The following is a 17629-nucleotide window of genomic DNA, read 5'->3' on the forward strand; positions in this document are numbered from 1 at the left end:
GCTAGATCAGCGAGTCACGCCACTGGCGGTGCAGGGCGGCGTACCTGCCCTCGGCCTCGGCGAGCACGGCGGGTGGGCCGTCCTCGACGACAGTTCCGCCGTCGAGGACGAGCACCCGGTCGGCGGTCTCCACCGTGGAGAGTCGATGGGCGATGACCAGTGCGGTGCGGTCGCGCAGGATGGTGCCGAGTGCCCGCTGCACCAGACGTTCCGTCGGCACGTCCAGCGACGACGTCGCCTCGTCCAGGATGAGCACTGTCGGGTCGGCCAGGAACGCGCGGGCGAACGCGACCAGCTGCCGCTGACCGGCGGAGAGCCGGCCACCGCGCCGGTGCACCTGGGTGGCGTACCCCTCGGGTAGTGCGGCGATGAAGTCGTGCGCGCCGATCGCCCGCGCGGCGGCCTGGACGGCGGCGTCGTCGGCCCCCGGGCGACCGAACCGGATGTTCTCCGCGACGGTCCCGCTGAACAGGTGGTTCTCCTGCGTCACCAGCACCACCGCGCGGCGCAGGTCGGCGTCGCGTACGTCGCGCAGGTCGACCCCGTCCAGCCGGACCGTGCCGGTGTCGGGGTCGTGGAACCGGGCGACCAGCTTCGCGATCGTGGACTTGCCCGCCCCGGTGGGGCCGATCAGCGCCACTGTCTGCCCGGCCGGCACCGTCAACTCCAGCTGGCAGAGAATCGGGGTGTCGGCCCGGTAGCCGAAGCCGACCGCGCGAAAGACCAACTCTCCACGGCCGGGACCGGTCGGCAGCGGTGTGGGCCGGGCCGGTTCGGCGACGCCCGGTCGTTCGTCGAGCACCCCGGCCAGCTTCTCCAGTGCGGCGGTGGCCGACTGCAACGAGTTGTAGAACTGGCTCAGCTCCTGCATCGGCTCGAAGAAGCGGCGCAGGTAGAGCAGGAACGCGGCGAGCACACCGATCTCGGTCTGCCCGCCGAGCACCCGCCAACCGCCGTAGCAGAGCACCACAGCCACTGTGACGTTGCCGATCAGCTTGATCGCGGGGGAGTACGTGGCAATCAGCCGGAACGCGTGCAGGCTGCTCCGGCGGTAGTCGTCGCCGAGCGCCACGAAGATCCGTTGGTTGCGAGGCTCCCGGCGGAACGCCTGCACCGCCCGGATGCCCCGCATCGACTCGACGAAGTGCACGATGACCAGCGCGACAGCGTCCCGGGTCCGCCGGTACGCGCTGGCCGACGACCGGGCGAACCAGCGGGAGAGCCAGAACAGGAACGGGAAGGCGAACAGCGTCACGGCAGCCAGCGGCAGGTCCAGCCAGAGCAGGATGGCGGCCACCGACAGGATGGAGAGCCCGGCCAGCACCAGGCTGTCGATCCCACCGTCGACCAGCTCGGCGATCGAGTCCAGGTCGCTGGTGAGTCGGGAGACCATCCGGCCCGACGTGTACCTCTCGTGGAAGCCCACCGACAGCCGCAGGAAGTGCCCGAACACCCGCTGCCGCAGGTCGAGCAGGACGGCCTGGCCGATCCGGGCGGAGAGGGTGAGGAAGCCGCGGCGGGCCGCGTACTCCGTCACCGCGGCCACCGCGAACGCCCCGGCGACGGTGACCAGCGGGCCGGCATCGCCGGCGCGCAACGGCGGGATGGCCCGGTCGATGCCGATCATGACCAGGTACGGGCCGGCCATCGCGGCGGCGTTCTGGGCCAGCAGCAGGGCGACCGCCGCGGCGAGACGCCTCCGATGCGGGCGGAGCAGGTCGCCCAGCAGGGTGCGGCTGAGCCGGCGTAGCCGGGCCACCGCCTCGGGGCTGGTGTCCTCGGCTCGACTGCGGTCGGCCTCCGGGTCGGTGGCGGTTCCGCGCCAGCGGTTGAGCTCGGGCTCCTCCTCCGGAGGTGGGTCGGCCTGCTCCGGCACGCTCACGAGCGCACCAGCCCCCACCCGTCCGAAGGGGACGAACTCGGGCCGCTGGCCCCGGCCGGCGGTGGATGCCCGGCGGGCGGCTCGGCGGCGAGCAGCGCCCGGTACGCCGGAACGGTGGCGAGCAGGTCGGAGTGTCGGCCGGTCGCGGTGATCCGTCCGTCCTCCAGCAGGGCGACCCGGTCGGCCAGCGCGATCGTCGACGGCCGGTGCACCACCAGCAGCGCGGTGCTGTTGCGCAGGACCCGCCGTAGCGCCGCTTCGACAAGGGCCTCGGTGTGCACGTCGAGGGCGGAGAGCGGGTCGTCCAGCACCAGCACCGCCGGTCGGCCGAGCACGGCCCGCGCCAACGCGAGCCGTTGCCGTTGCCCGCCGGAGAGGGACAACCCCTGCTCGCCCACCCGGGTCGCCAACCCCCAGGGCAGGTCGTACGCGAAGTCGGCCTGGGCCAGCGCGAGGGCCGCGCGGATCTCGTCGTCACCGGCGTCAGGGCGACCCAGTGTGAGGTTCTCCCGCACCGACATGGAGAAGAGGGTCGGCTCCTCGAACGCCACGCCGACCAGCCGACGCAGCGAGGCCAGCCGCAGCTCGCGCAGGTCGTGCCCGTCCAGGGTGATCCGGCCGGTGCTCACGTCGTGCAGGCGGGGCACCAGGGAGAGCAGCGTGCTCTTGCCGGAGCCGGTGGCGCCGACCAGGGCCAGCGTCTCGCCCGGCTCGATGGTCAGGTCGATCTCGCGCAGCACCCCTGTGGTGGCACCCGGGTAGCTGAACGAGACCCGCTCGAAGCGCAGCCGACCGTTCACCGCGTCGCGCGGCAACGCGACAGCGCCGGCAGAATCCACGATCTCCGGTGGAGTGTCCAGAACCTCCTGGATCCGGTCGGCGGCGGTGGCCGCCTCCTGACCGTTGGCGATGATCCAACCCAGCGACTGCACCGGCCAGATGAGCATCAGTTGGAGGCTGACGAACGCGACCAGCTCGCCGATGGTGAGCGCGCCCTGCGCGGCGGCGGCCGCCCCGGCCGCCAGCACCACGCCCAGGGTCACGTTGGGCACCAGGTCGAGCAGCGCCGAGGTGTTCGCCAGCAGCCGCCCCTTGCCGACGCCCGTGTCGTGCAGCCGCCGGGCCGCACCGGCGAAACGAGCGGCCAGTTCGGGCCCCCGCCCGTACGCCTTCATGGTGCGCAGGCCCTGCGCGGTCTCCTCGACCAGCGTCGCCACGTCGCCCTGCTGATCCTGCATCCGGCGCGACGCGGCGTGGTAGTGCCGGCCGAACCGGCGACTGATCAGCAGCAGCGGCACCGCGCTGGCCGCGACCAGCACCCCGAGCGCCGGGTGCAGGTTGATCAGCAGCACCACCACTACCAGGTACGTGGTCAGGTTGAGCACCAGGAAGAAGACGCCGAAGGAGAGGAACCGGCGGATCACCGACAGGTCGCTGGTGATCCGGGAGAGCAGCTGGCCGGACTGCCAGCGGTCGTGGAAGCTGGTCGGCAGCCGTTGCAGGTGGGCGTAGACGTCGGCGCGCAGCGCCGCCTCCATGCCCACCGCCGAGGACGACTGCACCCACCGGCGGATGAAGATGAGCACCGCCTCGACGACGCCGAGCAGCAGCGCCAGGCCGCCGAGCTGAAGCAGCCCGGCCGGTTCGTGTCGGGCCACCGGCCCGTCCACCACCCGCTGCACCACCAGTGGTACGGCGATCCCGGCCGCGGTGCCGGCGAGGCCCGCGACGAGCAGCCAGGCGAACTCGGCAGCGTACGGGCGCAGGTAGGGGCGCAGCCGCCAGAGGTTGTGCACGGGGTGGGTGCCCGCGGCGGCCCGGGCGGCCGGGTCGCCGTCGCTCTCCACTGGCACTACCAGACGGTAGCGTCAATGAGTGTCGATGTTCCTGTCAGCTTGTTGTCAAGCGTCGCTCATGACCGAGAAGCCACTTCTTCACGTCCAGCCCCCAGCGGTAGCCACCGAGCGTGCCGTCGGTGCGGAGAACCCTGTGGCAGGGCACGAAGAGGGCTGCCGCGTTCCGGGCGCAGGCGGCGGCCGCGGCTCGGACCGCCGGTGGTCGACCGGCCAGCGCGGCGTACCCGGTGTAGGTGACCGGGGTGCCCGGCGGCACCTCGCGCAGCACCTGCCAGGCGTGCGCCATGAACTCGCCACCGGTGCGTTGACGCACCGGCACGGTGTCGATGGCGGCGAGGTCACCGTCCAGGTAGGAGTGGACCGCCGCAGTGACCGGGCCGAGGTCGGCCCGCTCCCGTAGCGGTGCCCGCAGGGTCGGGTGGACCAGGGGCAGCAGCGCCGCCGGGTCCGGGGTGAAGCCGGCCGCCCGTACGTCACCGTCGGGGCCGGCGAGGATGCTCAGTGGGCCGGCCGGTGTGCTCAGTACGGTGCTGTCGATGTTCATGCCGCTCTCCAGAGTCTGATCGTGGCGTAGGACCGCCAGGGCCGCCAGCGCTCGGCGTACCTGTCGAGGGTTGGTGGGGTGTCGGGCAGGCCGAGCGCGGCGGCGCCGCGCCGGACCGCGAGGTCGGAGCTGAGGAGGATGTCGGGGTCGCCGAAGGCGCGCATGGCCAGGTAGTTGGCGGTCCACGGGCCGATGCCGGGCAATGCGAGCAGCCGCCGAACGGCCTCCTCCCGATCCACCCCCGCCGCGAGGTCGACGGACCCGTCCACGACGGCCCGAGCCAACCCCCGCAAAGCCTCCCGCCGCCCCAGAGGCATCCCAAATCCCGAGTCCGGCAGCCCCAAAAGGTCCTCCGCGCTCAAAAACCCCCGTAGCTCACCCCATTGATCATGAGGTTGACCTGGGGTTCGATCTTCATCGACCTCGTCAACCTCATGATCGACGCGGTGGGAGAGGAGGCGGGTGAGGGTTGTTCTTGCGGACGTGACCGAGACCTGCTGGCCGATGATGGCGCGGACGGCCTGCTCGAAGCCGTCGACCGCGCGAGGGACCCGGATGCCGGGTTCGGCGGTGATCGCCGGGGCCAGTGCCGGGTCGGCCGCGAGCGTGGCGTCGATGGCCGCCGGGTCCGCGTCCAGGTCGAGCAACCGGCGGCAGCGGGCCACCGCCGGCGCCAGGTCGCGCAGGTCGGCCAGCCGCAACGTCGCCGCCACGTGCCCGTCCGCCGGGGTCAGCGCCACCTGGCCGGTGCCGTGCGGCAACCGCAGACCCCTGTGGTACGTCCCGTCGCGGACCGCCTCCACGCCGGGCAGCGCCCGCACCGCGAGGAAGTCCAGCAGCGCCCGGGCGTGCAGCGGCGGGCGGTACGCCAGCCGGAGCGAGATGGTCCCCGCACCGGCCGGCGCCTGCTGGCGGCCACGGGCCGTGCGCAGGTCCGACGGGGCGCTCGCGTACACCTCGCGAAGGGTGTCGTTGAACTGCCGCACGCTGCCGAAGCCGGCGGCGAACGCGATCTCGGCCATCGCCAGGTCGGTCGTCTCGATCAGGATCCGGGCGGTCTGGGCGCGTTGGGCCCGGGCCAGCGCGAGCGGCCCGGCGCCCATCTCGGCGCTCAACATCCGGTGCAGGTGCCGCTCGGTGTAGCCCAGCCGGGAGGCCAACCCCGGTACGCCGTCCCGGTCGACAACCCCGTCGGCGATCAGCCGCATCGCGCGACCGACCACGTCCGCGCGGACGTCCCACAGCGGTGAGCCGGGCGCGGCGTCCGGCCGGCAGCGGCGGCAGGCGCGCAGTCCGGCGCCCTGCGCGGCGGCGGCGGACGGAAAGAACCGGACGTTCTGCCGCTTCGGTGTGATCGCCGGGCAGGACGGCCGGCAGTAGATCCCGGTGGACGTCACACCGGTGTAGAACCAGCCGTCGAACCGCTGGTCACGGCTGTCCACGGCCCGGTAACACCGCTCGAAGTCCATCTCCATGTCACCGATGATGCCCCGCTCGACCGGTCATCGGCTGGCGGGAATCGGACCTGGGTGTGCGCGGGGGCGCGGGCCCGCCTCGGCGTCAGCGGCGGCGTCGGTGCGGCTGACCGGACCGGCCGGCGCGGGAGCCCTGACTGGTTCGGTCGGCCTGGCCGGCGCGGCTGGACCGGTCCCCCTGACCGGCGCGGTTCGCCTGACCGGTCAGCAGGGCCGATCGGAACACACCGTCCGGGTCGTACCGCTTCCACAGCCGCCGGACCCGGGCCCCGGTCTCGCCCGGGTAGATCCGGGCGAACGCGGCCGGGTCCGGCCGGCTCTCGAAGTTGACGTACGCGCCGTCGGCGCGTGCCCCGGCGGCCCGCCACGCGGTGTTCAACGCGGCGTCGGCCTGCGGCGGAAACACCGAGGCCACGATCAGCGTGTCCTGGTGGCGATGCGGGTACGCGGTCGCGTCGGAGGCGACGTCATTGACCGCCCCACCCAATGAGCGGAGCTGGATCACCGCCCGCCCCGGCCCGGTCACCGCTCGCGTCACGGCCCGCGCCCCGGCGTCGTCCAGCGCGGGGAACAGACCGTTCGTGGTCGTGCCACGCTGCTGCCCGACGTTGGGGTTGAGGTGCGCGGTCGGCACCAGCGTCGGGTAGGGCAGCAGGTCGGTCCGGTGTTCGAGCACCTTGCCGATGGCGAGCAGCGGTTCCACCGCCGGTCGGGCCCGGCGCAGGCTCTCGGCGGCGACCACGGCGGTGATGGACATGAGGACCGATCGACCCTCCGCGAACACCACGGCGGCGGCGGACAGCTCCCGTGGCGCCTGGGCGAGGTAGCTCGTCCACTCCCGGACGGTGCGACCGTCGGGATGCGCCTCGACGACGAGCTGCGCCACGCCGACATTGCGCTGCTCGGCCGCCTCGATCTCGAAGGCCACCACGATGCCCGCGCCGGCCCCGGCGCCACGGACCAGCCAGAACAGCTCCGGCTCGTGGTCGGCGTCCGCGCGTACCACCGTCCCGTCCGCCAGCACCACCTCGACGGCGCGGACCCGGTCGATGGTGAGGCCGTGGGCGCGGACCAGCCAGCCGACACCACCGCCGGTGGCCAGGCCGCCGACGCCGACGCCGCCGTAGTCACCCGAGCTGATCACCAGGCCGTACGGGGCCAGCGCCTTCGCCACGTTCGCCCAGCGCGCGCCGGCCTCGACCCGGACCAACCCGGCCCGCTCGTCGATCACCTGAACCCGGTCGAGCATGGACAGGTCGATGACCACCCCGCCGTTGTTGGAGGAGGCTCCGGAGAGGCCGTGCCCGCCGCTGCGGACCGCGATGGGCAGCCGCTGCTCCCGCGCGTAGCGAAGCGCGTCGACCACCTGCGCGGTGGTCTTCGGCAGCAGTACCGCTGCCGGTGACGCCGACCTGGTGTACGTCGAGCGCAGTTGCGCGTACCGGCGGTCGCCGGGCGTGACGATCTGCCCCCGGAGGGAGTCGGGCACCCGGGCCATGGCGGTGCTCATCGGTGCCCCCGCAGCTCGTACCTCGGGCGTCCGGGATCGGTCATGGCCCAAGAATGAGCGGGCATGCCGGCCTCGACAAATTCGGTGGACCGGTGCCCGCCGGCCGCTGCGACGCGCGGCGCTCGCCGGTACGGGGAGCGCCGCGCGAAGGTGACCGGAATCTCCTGGGTTGACCGGTCAGACCGGGGCGGTTCTGCTCAACGCGCCGGGCTCAACGCGCCGGGCTCGGCACGACAGTCGGCCGGCCCGGCACACCGCCCGGGGCCGGCGGAGTCGACGGGGTTGGCGTGACGGTCGGCCGGCCCGGCACACCGGGCGGGCCCGGCGGCGTCGACGGGCTCGGCTTGACAGTCGGTTGACCCGGTACGCCGGGTGGGCCCGGCGTGATCGACGGGTCCCCGGGCGCGCCCCCGGGGCTCGGCTCGGCCGTCGGCACCGTCGTGGGCGCGGACGGGGTGGGCACGGGTGGGCTGGGCACGGCCGCCGGGCCGGCCGGGCTGGGCACGGCCGGGGGAGGTTCGTCCGAACCGGTCGCGGCCAGGGCGATCGGGGTGGCGATCAGGATCGCAGCCAGGGTGCTCACCGCCCCCACCGTCACAGTGGCGCGGCGTCTGTTGCGCACCAGCCGTTCCGCTCGGCTCAACTGGTCATGCACGATCGGTGCCTCCTCGGCCAGGTCGGTGAGGGTGGAGCGGATGAGGTGCTCGAAGGGTTCGGTCATCGCCGTACCTCCAGCCTGTCGACGTCCGGCAGCAGGTCGCGCAGCCGTTTCACCGCTCGATGGGTACGGCTGCGTACGGTCCCCACCGAGCAGCCCAGCAGCTCGGCCACCCGGGCTTCGGGCAGGTCCTCGTAGTAGCGGAGGACCACCACCGCACGTTGTGTCGGTGGCAGGTGACGCAGCGCGGCCCGCATCGCCAACCGCACGTCGGTGCCGTCGCTAGGGTCGCCGCCGACCGGTTCGTCGGCCGGGTTGAGCGGTGTCTCCCGCCACCGGCGAAGTCGCCGCCACCAGCTGATCTGCTCGCGGTACATCACCACCCGCAGGTAGCCCTCGGGATCGGCGTGCCGAATGGTCCCCCACTTCGGGATGGTCCGCGCCAACGCCGACTGGAACAGGTCCTCGGCGGCGTTTCGGTCCCCGGTCAGCAGGTACGCGACCCGCATCAGCGCCGGAGTCCGGCTGCCGACGAACTCGGCCAGCCGTGCGCGCTCGTCCTCGTCCACCCACCACCCCCGTTTCGTTGTCACAGATACAGACGTCCCAGGTCATCGTCGCTATCCACGATCGGTGGGGTTTTTCGGCCCGAAAGTGTCGGTCGTGCCGGGTAGCGTCCGGCCACCAACTGAAGAAGGGGTGCGGCGGATGACGAGCGTGGCGGGTTGGGCGGCGGCGTCGACACCGGGTGCGTTCCCGCCGCTGCCCCGCGCGGTGGCGCAGTCCTTCTACCGCCGGATGCGGGCCGTCGCGCCGGCCGCCGTGGGCGCCATCGAACGGGACCGGGCGGGCGGCCCCGAGCAGAGCTTCCCCGACACGGCCTGCGGCCGGTTGGCCGGCTCCCTCGACGACGCGGGCCTGCGGGCGCTCGGGATGTGGACGCACCACTGGTGCATGCGCTTCTACGACGACGACACGAGCGTCGGCCGGCGGTTGATCGGCGAGATCGCCGCACGGCCGGGGCTGGGCTGGACGGCCGACGAGGTGCGTTGGATGCTGCGCGAGTCGGTCTCGGTCGGGCCGGCCGCCGCCGACCGGTTCACCCTGCCCCGCGCCGCCGCCGGGCAACTGCCCCCGGCCGACCGTCGAGCCCTGGGCCATTGGCCCGAGGTCGAGGTGCCCCGCCAACGGCGGCCCGACCAGTCTCGTTGATCATGAGGCTGGCGGGGTCCGACCGCCATCCACGGGTGGCGGTCGGGCACCACACCGAGCGGGCGGACGACCGGCTACGGCAGGATGGACGGAGCACCGCCTCCGACGCAAGGACGCTTCGATGCCCGCCAACGAACCGACCATCATCGCCACCAGCATGGGCTTCTTCCGGGGCAACCGCGGGCCCTACGACCTGCGCCCCGGCCCGGTCTTCGACCTGGCGGCCGAGTTGGCCGAGGCAGGTCCGCAGCCGCGGGTCTGCTACCTCGGGCAGGCCGTCGGCGACCAGCCCACCTCGTTGACCGCCGTCTACGGCGCGTTCGCCGACACCCGGTTCCGGCTGTCACACCTCGCCCTGTTCCCGATGCCGAACGTCGAGGACGTCCGCGCCCACCTGCTCGCCCAGGACGTGATCTGGGTCGACGGTGGCAGCGTGGCCAACCTGGTCGCGGTGTGGCGGGTGCACGGGCTCGACGAGATCCTGCACGAGTGCTGGCAGGCCGGCGTGGTGCTGGCCGGCGTCTCCGCCGGCTCGATCTGCTGGCATGTCGGCGGTGCCACCGACAGCTTCGGCCCCCGGCTGCGCGGCTTCACCGAGGGCCTGGCCTGGCTGCCGTACGGCAACGGGGTGCACTACGACAGCGAGGGCCAGCGCCGCCCGCTCATGCACGAGCTGGTCGGTGACGGCACGCTCCCCACCAGCCACTGCACCGACGACGGCGTCGGCCTGGTCTACCGGGGCACCCGGCTGGTCGAGGCAATCGCGGACCGCGAGGGCGTCTCGGCGTACGAGGTCAGCCGCGGCGCGGACGGCAGCGTTCGGGAGGCGGTCATCGCCCCTCGCCGGCTCGGCTGAGCGTCACGCCTCCTCGCCCGGCTGTCGGCGGCGCAGCACCGCGTCGAAGACCTGGGCCAGCTCGGCGGCGTCCTCCCCGGCGTGGTGCGTGTGCGGCATGTCGTGCAGGCCCAGCTCGTCCTTGATCGTGCCCTGGTGGATCTGGGCCCACTCGCCGCCGGTCAACCCCATCCAGTAGCTGCGGAGATCAACGCCGGAGCCGGTCGCACCGAACGGGCTGTGCCCGACGAAGCGGACGAAGTACCAGTGCACGAACATGCCGTCCCAGACGGCCGGGGCGGCCAGGAAGACCGGGCGGCCGATCCGGCGCAGCCCATTGACCCAGGCCGCCGCGGCGGACATCGCCTCCTGCGCGGCGGGCGCCTCCCGCAGCAGCCGGTCCCGGTCCAGGCCGGAAACGGCCAACGCCGCCGGGACGAACTCGTCGGAGATGGGACGCAGTTCCGTGTAGAAGGTGAGGTCCGGGCGACCGGCCACGGCCATACCCAGCGAGATCATGCTGTACGGCCCGGGGATCGGCCCGTCCGCCTCCACATCGACGGCGATGTACAGCTCAGGCAACGTCGAGGTCATCCCACCTCCAGCAGCGGAACATCGAACCGGGAGATTAGCAACGCCTGACGGGGCCCGGTGGGAGCGACGAGCGACCACCGGCGCGGCGTCGAATCGGAGCCGCCTGGACCAGCCCGGCCGGGACCGGCGTAAGCTGGCCCGTCGTGAGTCTCACCATCGGCATCGTCGGCCTGCCCAACGTCGGCAAGAGCACGCTTTTCAACGCGTTGACCAAGAACGACGTGCTGGCGGCGAACTACCCGTTCGCCACCATCGAGCCCAACGTCGGCGTGGTCGGGCTGCCCGACGAGCGGCTGGGCAAGCTGGCCGAGATCTTCTCCTCGCAGAAGGTGCTGCCGGCGCCGGTGTCGTTCGTCGACATCGCCGGCCTCGTCCGCGGCGCGTCGAAGGGGCAGGGCCGGGGCAACGCCTTCCTGGCCAACATCCGCGACGCCTCGGCGATCTGCCAGGTCGTGCGGGCCTTCTCCGACCCGAACGTGGTGCACGTCGACGGCAAGATCTCCCCGGCCGACGACATCGAGACGATCAACACCGAGCTGATCCTCGCCGACCTGCAGACCCTGGACAAGGCGCTGCCCCGGTTGGAGAAGGAGGCCAAGCTCCGCAAGGACCGGGCCGCCGCTGTCGCCGCCGCGAAGGCCGCGATCGAGCTGCTCGACGGTGGCACCACCCTTTACTCCGGGGCCGCCGCCGCCAAGATCGAGCTGGAGCACCTGCGGGAGCTGCACCTGCTCACCATCAAGCCCTTCCTGTACGTCTTCAACGTCGACGAGGCCGAGCTGGCCAACGAGACGTTCCTCGACGAGCTGCGCGCCCTGGTCGCCCCCGCCGAGGCCATCTTCATGGACGCCAAGATCGAATCTGAGCTGGTGGACCTGCCCGAGGACGAGGCCCGCGAGCTGCTGGAGTCGATCGGGCAGAACGAGCCCGGCCTCAACCAGCTCGTCCGGGTCGGCTTCCGCACCCTCGGCCTCCAGACGTACCTCACGGCCGGCCCCAAGGAAGCGCGCGCCTGGACCGTCCCGGTCGGCGCCACCGCGCCGGAGGCCGCGGGTGTCATCCACAGTGACTTCCAGCGCGGCTTCATCAAGGCCGAGGTGGTCTCGTACCACGACCTGGTCGAGCACGGTTCGATGGCGGCGGCCAAGGCGGCGGGCAAGGTCCGCATCGAGGGCAAGGAGTACGTCATGCAGGACGGCGACGTGGTGGAGTTCCGCTTCAACGTCTGAGTCCGGCCTGTCGACGGTCTCGGGCGAGGGTGACGCGGCGGGGCGACAAGGTTGAATGTCCGGCAGGACGCTTACCTTGTCGCCCTGACCACGTCACCGACGAGGCGTGAGGCTGGACGTCAGGTGATGTTTTCGCTCTGACTATCATCAATCCGGTCAGTGCACCTATTCGGCGGCGCAAATCGCCATTGTTGAATAGTGGCGCACGCCACGTGTCAAGCCAGCTACCTCACTGTTGGCGTGCTAGTTGTAGTGGGCGAACTCGGTGTAGTCGTTCCAGATCCAGCCCTTGACGCCGGTGCAGCAGTCCGAGTGCCACCACAGGTTTCCGGCATCGTTCACACAGCGCTTGTCGATACGGAACAGCGTCTTGGACTTCCAGTGGGCGATCACCGTGGACGATCCCGAGTAGCTGGTGTGCACCGCGGCGCTGCCGACGATGACCCGCCTCATGTGCGGCGTCCAGTTCGAGCAGGAGGCCAACGTTCCGACCTCCGCCGGCACCTCGCCCATGTCGCTCACCGATGCGCTAGGGCCGGGCTCGGCCGCTGCTGCCGGTGCCGCGATCGGAAGAATGCCGGCAAACGCGAGCGTGAGTGCGCCACCCGCCGCTGCGAGTCTCCTCGACGTTGCTTTCCTCATAGAGTTCTCCATATCTGTAAGGGCTCTGAGTTGGACCGTATAGCTAAGGCCATCTCTGCGAAGTCCGGTCTTGGTAACGGATAGATAAACGTGGCTTGATCTGGACTTCTATTGGTAGATTCGAGTAAATGGAGCCAGCGAGCCTCGTTTGTGTGTGGTGGCCCAGGCGCAGCCGATGTCCACAAGCGGCGGGTAGGTTGACCGCATGACGGAACAGTTGCTCCGGTCGTCGTTCGGCGCGGCGGCGACCGCGTACGCCGAGCACCGCCCGGATTACGCGCAGGCCGCGGTGCGGTGGGCGCTGGAGATTGCTCCCGGCCTACGCGTGCTCGACCTGGGCGCCGGCACCGGCAAGCTGTCCGCGACGCTGGTGGCGGTGGGAGCGGACGTCGTGGCGGTCGAACCCGACCCGGCGATGCTCGCCGAGCTACGCCGTGCGGTGCCGGCCGTTCGTGCCCTGCCGGGTAGCGCCGAAGCCATCCCGTTGCCGGACGGGTCCGTCGATGCCGTGCTCGCCGGCAACGCCCTGCACTGGTTCGACATGGCCGTCGCGGGGGCGGAGATCGCCCGGGTTCTCGCGCCCGGCGGCGTCCTGGCCGGTCTGTGGAACATCATGGACGACCGGATCGACTGGGTTGCCGGGCTCGAACGGGTCAGCGGGAGTGCGGCCATCGGCCCGCGTGACACGTTGGGAAGTTGGCGCGCAGCGACGGCGGGCATGCTCGTTCCGGGCACCGGCCTGATCACCCGGTTCGGGTCGGCGGAGCAGGTCGAGTTCCCGCACGGTCAGCGCCGTACCGCCGACTCTCTCGTCGCGACGCTCGCGACGCGGGCCGGGATGCTGGTCATGCCGGAAGAGGAGCGAGCGGCCACGCTCGACCGGATCCGCACCTTCCTCGGGAGCCGACCCGAAACCGCGCACGGCGAGTTCACGCTGCCGATGCTGACCGGCGTGCTGCGCGCCCGCCGGCGCTGACGGCCGGCGACCCGGGGCGTTGAAAGCTGTGCTGGCGGGCGCCGAGGTGGTGTTGGTGGGCCTGTTCTCGGCGAAGGACAAGGAGTCCGAAAACAAGCTCGATCTGCTCGCCAGCCTGGTGGAAGCCCACGGTGGCCAGGTCGTGGGCCGGCACGTGCAACGGCGGGGAGTCTCCTCGGGCGGCGCGGACAAGATGGGCGACCCGTTCTCGCGACGGACGTTGCTCAGCCCCGGTAGGGCCCGCGAAGTCGCCGATGCCTGCCGGCAGCGCGGGGCCGGCGTCGTGGTCTTCGCGAACCCGCTGACCGACCACCAGCGGGCCGTCCTCACTGACATGTTCGGCTGTCCCGTCCTGACTGGCGAGGACCTCCGACAGGTCAGGGACGGCCGGCCTTCTCGCCATGGACGGTCGCGTACTCAGCGGCGAGCCAGGGCCCGAGATCGTCGATGAGCTCGCGGAGCACATTCGGAGCTGGCGAGGGCGTGCGGCCGATAACGGCAGCTCTCCGCATCTGCAGGGCGCGTTGTGGATAGTGGAGCCCGAACGCCTCAGCGGACTCGGTGAGGTCGCTCGTCCAGCCTCCCCACCGAGGCATGATCAGCGTGAATCCCGTCCTGACGATGCGACGAGCGACGAGCCGGCTGAGGGCCTTACGCTGCTGGTCGGTGGTCGCTTCGGCTGCCTGACGGCGCCAATCCGGAAGCGCAAGGGACAGGTCACCGTTCGTCTCGCGGGCGAGCAGGGGAGTGGGCAGGTAGCGGGGGAGCTGGTCGGCGAGGTCGTCACCCAGCAGCGGAGTGCACAGGCAGGCGACGAAGAAGCCGAGGTCGTGCCGCTCAAGCTCGCTGAGCAGCGTACGTGCACTGAACAGCAGGATGCCCACGCCGTCGATCTGCGGAAAGGACCGGTCGAGGTCCTGCTCGATCCTGGTGGCTGCCGCCCGGTCGGCCTCGGTTGGTTCGGTGCGCAGGGCGAGGAGCAGGTCGAGATCGGAGAGGCCGAGGGTGGGGGTGCCACGCGGGATGCTGCCGTAGATGTAGGCGCTGTGCAGCAGTCCACCGTCGAACGACTCGGCTATCCGAGCGCGTGCCGTGTCGACAACACCGGCGAAGGCCGCCGGGACCCGGCTCAGCGCACCCTCACGCGCAATCCATCCCTCGGCGTCCAGTCCTCTTCCGGCCATGGGGACACTCTGCCGGAGTTGGCGACGACGATCAGCCCCGCCCGACCTCGGCGTCCTACTGCTCGGCCCAGGCGCCCAGCTCGTTGCCGCTGGGGTCGGTGAAGTGGAACCGCCGGCCACCGGGGAACTCGTAGGGCCCGTTCACCACCTGGCCGCCGGCCTCCTTGACGGCCTGCACGGATCGGTCCAGGTCGCTGGAGTAGAGCAGCACGAGCGGGCCGCCCGCCCGAACCTCCTGGTCCATGCGGAGACCGCCGACCTCGGGCGCGGCGTCGCCGTGTGGGCTGCGGATGCCGGCGTACTCCGGCCCGTAGTCGTTGAACTGCCAACCGAACGCGTCGGTGTAGAAGCGCTTGGCCACGGCGAGGTCGGTCACCGTCAGCTCGACGTAGTCGATGGAGTGGTGTCGGTGCGGCGATGGCTCAGACATGCGCCGATCGTGCACCCCGGGTACGACGAAACCGCGAAGTGCAACGAAAGGTTGCGCGATGGACGCGGGCTGTCATAGGTTTAGTGCAACCAAAGGTTGCGAAAGGTTGTGGGCATGGAACAGGGAACGATCGAACGAGACATCCACGTCAACGCGTCCCCCGAGGTCGTCTTCGAGGTGGTCAGCCAACCCGAGCACATCCGGGAGTGGTGGCCCGACGACGCGCGGTTCGAGTCCGTCGCCGGCGCGCCCGGCGAGCTGGTGTGGCGCGACGCCGACACCGGCGAGACGAAGACCGTCGCGCTCGCCGTCGTCGAGGTCGACCCGCCGAAGCGGTTCTCCTTCCGGTGGTGCTTCACCGAGCCGGACCGGAGCGGGCAGGCGCTCTTCGTCACCTTCGACCTGGTGCCCAGCGGCGCCGGGACGCTGATCCGGATGACCGAGACCGGGTTCCGCGAGCTGGGTTGGGAGGTCGCTGTCCTGGAAGAGCAGTACCGCGACCACGAGAACGGCTGGGACCACTACATGCCCCGGCTGGGCGAGTACGTCGCGCGGCTGGTCGCGACCCCGTGAACACGGCGGTCGACGACGAGCTGTGGTCGGCGATCGGCGACCCGATCCGGCGTACCATGATCGACCTTCTTCTCGCCGACGGGCCGGGCACTGCCACCTCGTTGAGCAGACAGCTACCCGTCACCCGCCAGGCCGTCTCGAAGCACCTGGCGGTCCTCGACCGGGTTGGGCTGATCCACGCCGAGCCGGCCGGTCGCGAGCGTCACTACCAGGTGGACGAGGCGCAACTCGCCCGCGCGGTCGCCCAGTTGTCGGCGGTCGGCTCCACCTGGGACGCCCGCCTCCGTCGGATCAAGCGCATCGCCGAGACGATCGAACGCCACCGCACCAACAACAAGGGAGGCTGAAAATGGTCGACATCCTGCACCAGGTCGGCGTCGTCGCTCCACTCGCCGACGTCTACCGTGCGCTGGCAACCCCCGAGGGCGTCGCCGGCTGGTGGTCGGTCGACACGACCGGCAAGAGCGAGGTCGGTGGGTCGCTGGCCGTCCACTTCGGTGACGAGGGCGGGTTCGACCTGGAGATCCTTGAGCTGGACCCGGCTGGCCGGGTGCGGTGGCGGGTCGTCGGTGGCCCCGAGGAGTGGATCGGCACCGAGATCGACTGGCGGCTCGGCCAGCGAGGTCGGTACACGATCGTCGACTTCACGCACTCGGCCTGGCGCCAGCCGACCGACCTCATGCACGAGTGCAGCACCAAGTGGGCGATCTTCCTGATGAGCCTCAAGGAGCTGGTCGAGACGGGGCGCGGCCGGCCGGCGCCGGACGACGTCCAGATCAGCGACGGGCACTGACCTCGGTGCCCACCGAGAGACGGAGGTCGACTCGGGTTCCCTGAAATCGGGGGATCAAGGGCATCTCGGCACCCCCGGTTCAAGGAACCCGGGTCGATCAGGCCTTGCCTGTCCGTCAGGTCGGACGGCCCGAGGGCCGGACTTACCGCTCCGGGCCGTCGTTTCCGCGGGCAGCGCGGGAGGACGAGCCGATGCTCGCCACAATCGAACCCACCGAGGCGAGCGACACCGCCACCGTGCCGGCCGTGTCGACCCCGCCGTCCCCGGTCACCTTGAGGATGATGCCGGTGACCATCAGGACGACCGACAGGGCCAGGACCACCTGGACGGCTCGTCTGCTCATGGCGGCACCCCACATTCGGTCGGCGGAAGATCGACTCGGGTTCCTTGCAGTCGCGGTGATGACATCTCGACTTTCCGGAACCCGAGCCGATCAAACCGCTACTCCGCCCGGTAGACGGAGATGTGCGACGGGCTGTCGGCCTGGAACGGTCGTCGGTGCCAGTCGGCGTACCGCTCGGTGAGCCGGAGCCCGGCCTGCTGCGCCATCTCGTCGATCTGGTGCGGCCAGGCGTAGCGCATGGCGAACGGCTTCAGGTGCACACCGTCCGCGTCGAACGTGATCGTCTGCCGGATGAACCGCTGCGCCGGCCTGTCGTACCGGTGCAGTCGGATCGTCGCGGAGTCCTCGGTCACGGCACGTACCTGCACCTGCTCGTCCGAGTCGAAGCTGCGCGGGTCGGGCACGAACGTCTCGATGACGAACGCGCCGCCGGGCGACAGCACCCGGGCGACGTTGCGGAAGCAGTCCGCCTGCCGCTCGGCATCCACCAGGTTGAACAGGGTGTTGAAGACCAGGTACGCGAGCCGGAACTCACCGGCCACCGGCACGTCGGCCATGTCGGCTACGACCACCGGGATCTGGTCGCCGCCGGGTTTCGCCCGCAGCTGCGCGAGCATCTCCTCGGACGCCTCGACGCCGTGCACGGCGAGGCCACGTTCGGCCAGCGGCAGCGCGACCCGGCCGGTGCCGATCGCCAGTTCGAGAACCGGACCCCCGTCGGCCAGGTCGGCCAGGAAGTCCACCGCTGGCGCGGGGTCGGGGTTGCCTGGGCCGTCGTAGTCGGCGGCCCAGAGCCGGCCGAAGAGGCCGGGATCGTCGAAGACCGACATCAGCGGCCTCCGGGGTTGGGGTCAGTGGCGCCCAGCAGCGCCGGGGGAACAGTCCTGCTCACG

Annotated in this window: 21 protein-coding genes; 8 read left to right on the forward strand and 13 right to left on the reverse strand. The window is 71.3% G+C overall.

From position 1 onward, the window contains the following. Nucleotide 1: 1 nt before the first annotated feature. The 7 genes from OG598_RS31295 to OG598_RS31325 form a co-directional block, all read right to left on the reverse strand. On the reverse strand, nt 2-1882 hold the full coding sequence (locus OG598_RS31295) for an ABC transporter ATP-binding protein (protein WP_328652195.1): 1881 nt from the start codon (nt 1880-1882) through the stop codon (nt 2-4). Further along, on the reverse strand, nt 1879-3735 hold the full coding sequence (locus tag OG598_RS31300) for an ABC transporter ATP-binding protein (RefSeq protein ID WP_328652196.1): 1857 nt from the start codon (nt 3733-3735) through the stop codon (nt 1879-1881). The genes OG598_RS31295 and OG598_RS31300 overlap by 4 nt, the downstream gene beginning before the upstream one ends. Before the next feature lie 37 nt (nt 3736-3772). Then, nucleotides 3773-4282 carry a methylated-DNA--[protein]-cysteine S-methyltransferase gene (locus tag OG598_RS31305; RefSeq protein WP_328652197.1) on the reverse strand — a complete coding sequence of 170 codons (510 nt, stop codon included), beginning with the start codon at nt 4280-4282 and terminating at the stop codon, nt 3773-3775. Next, the gene (locus OG598_RS31310) at nt 4279-5757 is read right to left on the reverse strand and encodes a DNA-3-methyladenine glycosylase 2 family protein (RefSeq protein ID WP_328652198.1); all 1479 of its coding nucleotides are present in this window, start codon (nt 5755-5757) and stop codon (nt 4279-4281) included. Before OG598_RS31310 ends, OG598_RS31305 begins: the two co-directional genes overlap by 4 nt. A gap of 85 nt (nt 5758-5842) precedes the next feature. Further along, nucleotides 5843-7267, reverse strand: a complete 1425-nt coding sequence (locus OG598_RS31315; protein WP_328652199.1) for an FAD-binding oxidoreductase — start codon at nt 7265-7267, stop codon at nt 5843-5845. Between the two features lie 211 nt (nt 7268-7478). After that, nucleotides 7479-7988, reverse strand: coding sequence for a hypothetical protein (locus OG598_RS31320; protein WP_328652200.1), 510 nt, complete (start codon nt 7986-7988; stop codon nt 7479-7481). Then, a complete protein-coding gene (locus OG598_RS31325) occupies nt 7985-8494 on the reverse strand; it encodes a SigE family RNA polymerase sigma factor (RefSeq protein WP_328652201.1) in 510 nt (169 codons plus the stop codon). Before OG598_RS31325 ends, OG598_RS31320 begins: the two co-directional genes overlap by 4 nt. A gap of 139 nt (nt 8495-8633) precedes the next feature. Here OG598_RS31325 and OG598_RS31330 point away from each other — a divergent pair, with 139 nt between their 5' ends. Continuing rightward, nucleotides 8634-9137, forward strand: coding sequence for a hypothetical protein (locus tag OG598_RS31330; RefSeq protein WP_328652202.1), 504 nt, complete (start codon nt 8634-8636; stop codon nt 9135-9137). A gap of 121 nt (nt 9138-9258) precedes the next feature. Further along, on the forward strand, nt 9259-9993 hold the full coding sequence (locus tag OG598_RS31335; protein WP_328652203.1) for a peptidase E: 735 nt from the start codon (nt 9259-9261) through the stop codon (nt 9991-9993). Nucleotides 9994-9996: 3 nt separating this feature from the next. Here OG598_RS31335 and OG598_RS31340 read toward each other — a convergent pair whose 3' ends face one another. Then, entirely contained in the window at nt 9997-10566 is a 570-nt protein-coding gene (locus tag OG598_RS31340; protein ID WP_328652204.1) for an exonuclease, read from the reverse strand. 143 nt (nt 10567-10709) lie between these two features. Here OG598_RS31340 and ychF point away from each other — a divergent pair, with 143 nt between their 5' ends. Next, nucleotides 10710-11795, forward strand: coding sequence for a redox-regulated ATPase YchF (gene ychF, locus OG598_RS31345; protein ID WP_328652205.1), 1086 nt, complete (start codon nt 10710-10712; stop codon nt 11793-11795). A 243-nt stretch (nt 11796-12038) separates the two neighbouring features. Here the strand turns inward: ychF and OG598_RS31350 are convergent, their stop codons facing one another. After that, nucleotides 12039-12308: a hypothetical protein gene (locus OG598_RS31350; RefSeq protein WP_328652206.1), complete on the reverse strand. Its 270-nt coding sequence runs from the start codon at nt 12306-12308 to the stop codon at nt 12039-12041. Nucleotides 12309-12642: 334 nt separating this feature from the next. Between OG598_RS31350 and OG598_RS31355 the strand changes: the two genes are divergently transcribed. Together OG598_RS31355 and OG598_RS33605 are read left to right on the forward strand one after the other, a co-directional pair. Continuing rightward, nucleotides 12643-13413, forward strand: a complete 771-nt coding sequence (locus tag OG598_RS31355) for a class I SAM-dependent methyltransferase (protein ID WP_328652207.1) — start codon at nt 12643-12645, stop codon at nt 13411-13413. Between the two features lie 55 nt (nt 13414-13468). Further along, nucleotides 13469-13864, forward strand: a complete 396-nt coding sequence (locus OG598_RS33605) for a hypothetical protein (RefSeq protein WP_442931420.1) — start codon at nt 13469-13471, stop codon at nt 13862-13864. Here OG598_RS33605 and OG598_RS31360 read toward each other — a convergent pair. Beyond that, nucleotides 13791-14597 carry a hypothetical protein gene (locus tag OG598_RS31360; protein ID WP_328652208.1) on the reverse strand — a complete coding sequence of 269 codons (807 nt, stop codon included), beginning with the start codon at nt 14595-14597 and terminating at the stop codon, nt 13791-13793. The two genes, OG598_RS33605 and OG598_RS31360, sit on opposite strands and share 74 nt — an antisense overlap. A gap of 55 nt (nt 14598-14652) precedes the next feature. Beyond that, a complete protein-coding gene (locus tag OG598_RS31365; protein WP_328652209.1) occupies nt 14653-15027 on the reverse strand; it encodes a VOC family protein in 375 nt (124 codons plus the stop codon). Nucleotides 15028-15141: 114 nt separating this feature from the next. Here OG598_RS31365 and OG598_RS31370 point away from each other — a divergent pair, with 114 nt between their 5' ends. From OG598_RS31370 to OG598_RS31380, 3 genes are read left to right on the forward strand one after another with little or no spacing between them, the layout of a single operon-like run. Then, the gene (locus OG598_RS31370) at nt 15142-15600 is read left to right on the forward strand and encodes an SRPBCC domain-containing protein (RefSeq protein ID WP_328652210.1); all 459 of its coding nucleotides are present in this window, start codon (nt 15142-15144) and stop codon (nt 15598-15600) included. Continuing rightward, a complete protein-coding gene (locus OG598_RS31375; RefSeq protein ID WP_328652211.1) occupies nt 15597-15947 on the forward strand; it encodes an ArsR/SmtB family transcription factor in 351 nt (116 codons plus the stop codon). Before OG598_RS31370 ends, OG598_RS31375 begins: the two co-directional genes overlap by 4 nt. A gap of 2 nt (nt 15948-15949) precedes the next feature. Further along, nucleotides 15950-16393 carry an SRPBCC family protein gene (locus OG598_RS31380; RefSeq protein WP_328652212.1) on the forward strand — a complete coding sequence of 148 codons (444 nt, stop codon included), beginning with the start codon at nt 15950-15952 and terminating at the stop codon, nt 16391-16393. Nucleotides 16394-16535: 142 nt separating this feature from the next. Here the strand turns inward: OG598_RS31380 and OG598_RS31385 are convergent, their stop codons facing one another. Continuing rightward, nucleotides 16536-16736 (reverse strand): hypothetical protein, encoded by a 201-nt coding sequence (locus OG598_RS31385; RefSeq protein WP_328652213.1) that lies wholly within the window; start codon nt 16734-16736, stop codon nt 16536-16538. A 98-nt stretch (nt 16737-16834) separates the two neighbouring features. Continuing rightward, nucleotides 16835-17566 carry a class I SAM-dependent methyltransferase gene (locus OG598_RS31390; RefSeq protein WP_328652214.1) on the reverse strand — a complete coding sequence of 244 codons (732 nt, stop codon included), beginning with the start codon at nt 17564-17566 and terminating at the stop codon, nt 16835-16837. Nucleotides 17567-17629: the final 63 nt, after the last annotated feature.

Source organism: Micromonospora sp. NBC_00330 (assembly GCF_036136635.1).
Taxonomy (GTDB): Bacteria; Actinomycetota; Actinomycetes; order Mycobacteriales; family Micromonosporaceae; genus Micromonospora; species Micromonospora salmantinae.

Excerpts from the sequence above, each read along its gene's own strand:
- OG598_RS31305 (WP_328652197.1), bottom strand. The coding sequence starts at position 4,282 with ATGAACATCGACAGCACCGTACTGAGCACACCGGCCGGCCCACTGAGC.
- OG598_RS31370 (WP_328652210.1), top strand. The coding sequence starts at position 15,142 with ATGGAACAGGGAACGATCGAACGAGACATCCACGTCAACGCGTCCCCC.
- OG598_RS31320 (WP_328652200.1), bottom strand. The coding sequence starts at position 7,988 with ATGACCGAACCCTTCGAGCACCTCATCCGCTCCACCCTCACCGACCTG.
- OG598_RS31315 (WP_328652199.1), bottom strand. The coding sequence starts at position 7,267 with ATGAGCACCGCCATGGCCCGGGTGCCCGACTCCCTCCGGGGGCAGATC.
- OG598_RS31350 (WP_328652206.1), bottom strand. The coding sequence starts at position 12,308 with ATGGGCGAGGTGCCGGCGGAGGTCGGAACGTTGGCCTCCTGCTCGAAC.
- OG598_RS31380 (WP_328652212.1), top strand. The coding sequence starts at position 15,950 with ATGGTCGACATCCTGCACCAGGTCGGCGTCGTCGCTCCACTCGCCGAC.
- OG598_RS31365 (WP_328652209.1), bottom strand. The coding sequence starts at position 15,027 with ATGTCTGAGCCATCGCCGCACCGACACCACTCCATCGACTACGTCGAG.
- OG598_RS31310 (WP_328652198.1), bottom strand. The coding sequence starts at position 5,757 with ATGGAGATGGACTTCGAGCGGTGTTACCGGGCCGTGGACAGCCGTGAC.
- OG598_RS31340 (WP_328652204.1), bottom strand. The coding sequence starts at position 10,566 with ATGACCTCGACGTTGCCTGAGCTGTACATCGCCGTCGATGTGGAGGCG.
- OG598_RS31385 (WP_328652213.1), bottom strand. The coding sequence starts at position 16,736 with ATGAGCAGACGAGCCGTCCAGGTGGTCCTGGCCCTGTCGGTCGTCCTG.
- OG598_RS31335 (WP_328652203.1), top strand. The coding sequence starts at position 9,259 with ATGCCCGCCAACGAACCGACCATCATCGCCACCAGCATGGGCTTCTTC.
- OG598_RS31390 (WP_328652214.1), bottom strand. The coding sequence starts at position 17,566 with ATGTCGGTCTTCGACGATCCCGGCCTCTTCGGCCGGCTCTGGGCCGCC.
- OG598_RS31355 (WP_328652207.1), top strand. The coding sequence starts at position 12,643 with ATGACGGAACAGTTGCTCCGGTCGTCGTTCGGCGCGGCGGCGACCGCG.
- OG598_RS31330 (WP_328652202.1), top strand. The coding sequence starts at position 8,634 with ATGACGAGCGTGGCGGGTTGGGCGGCGGCGTCGACACCGGGTGCGTTC.
- OG598_RS31360 (WP_328652208.1), bottom strand. The coding sequence starts at position 14,597 with ATGGCCGGAAGAGGACTGGACGCCGAGGGATGGATTGCGCGTGAGGGT.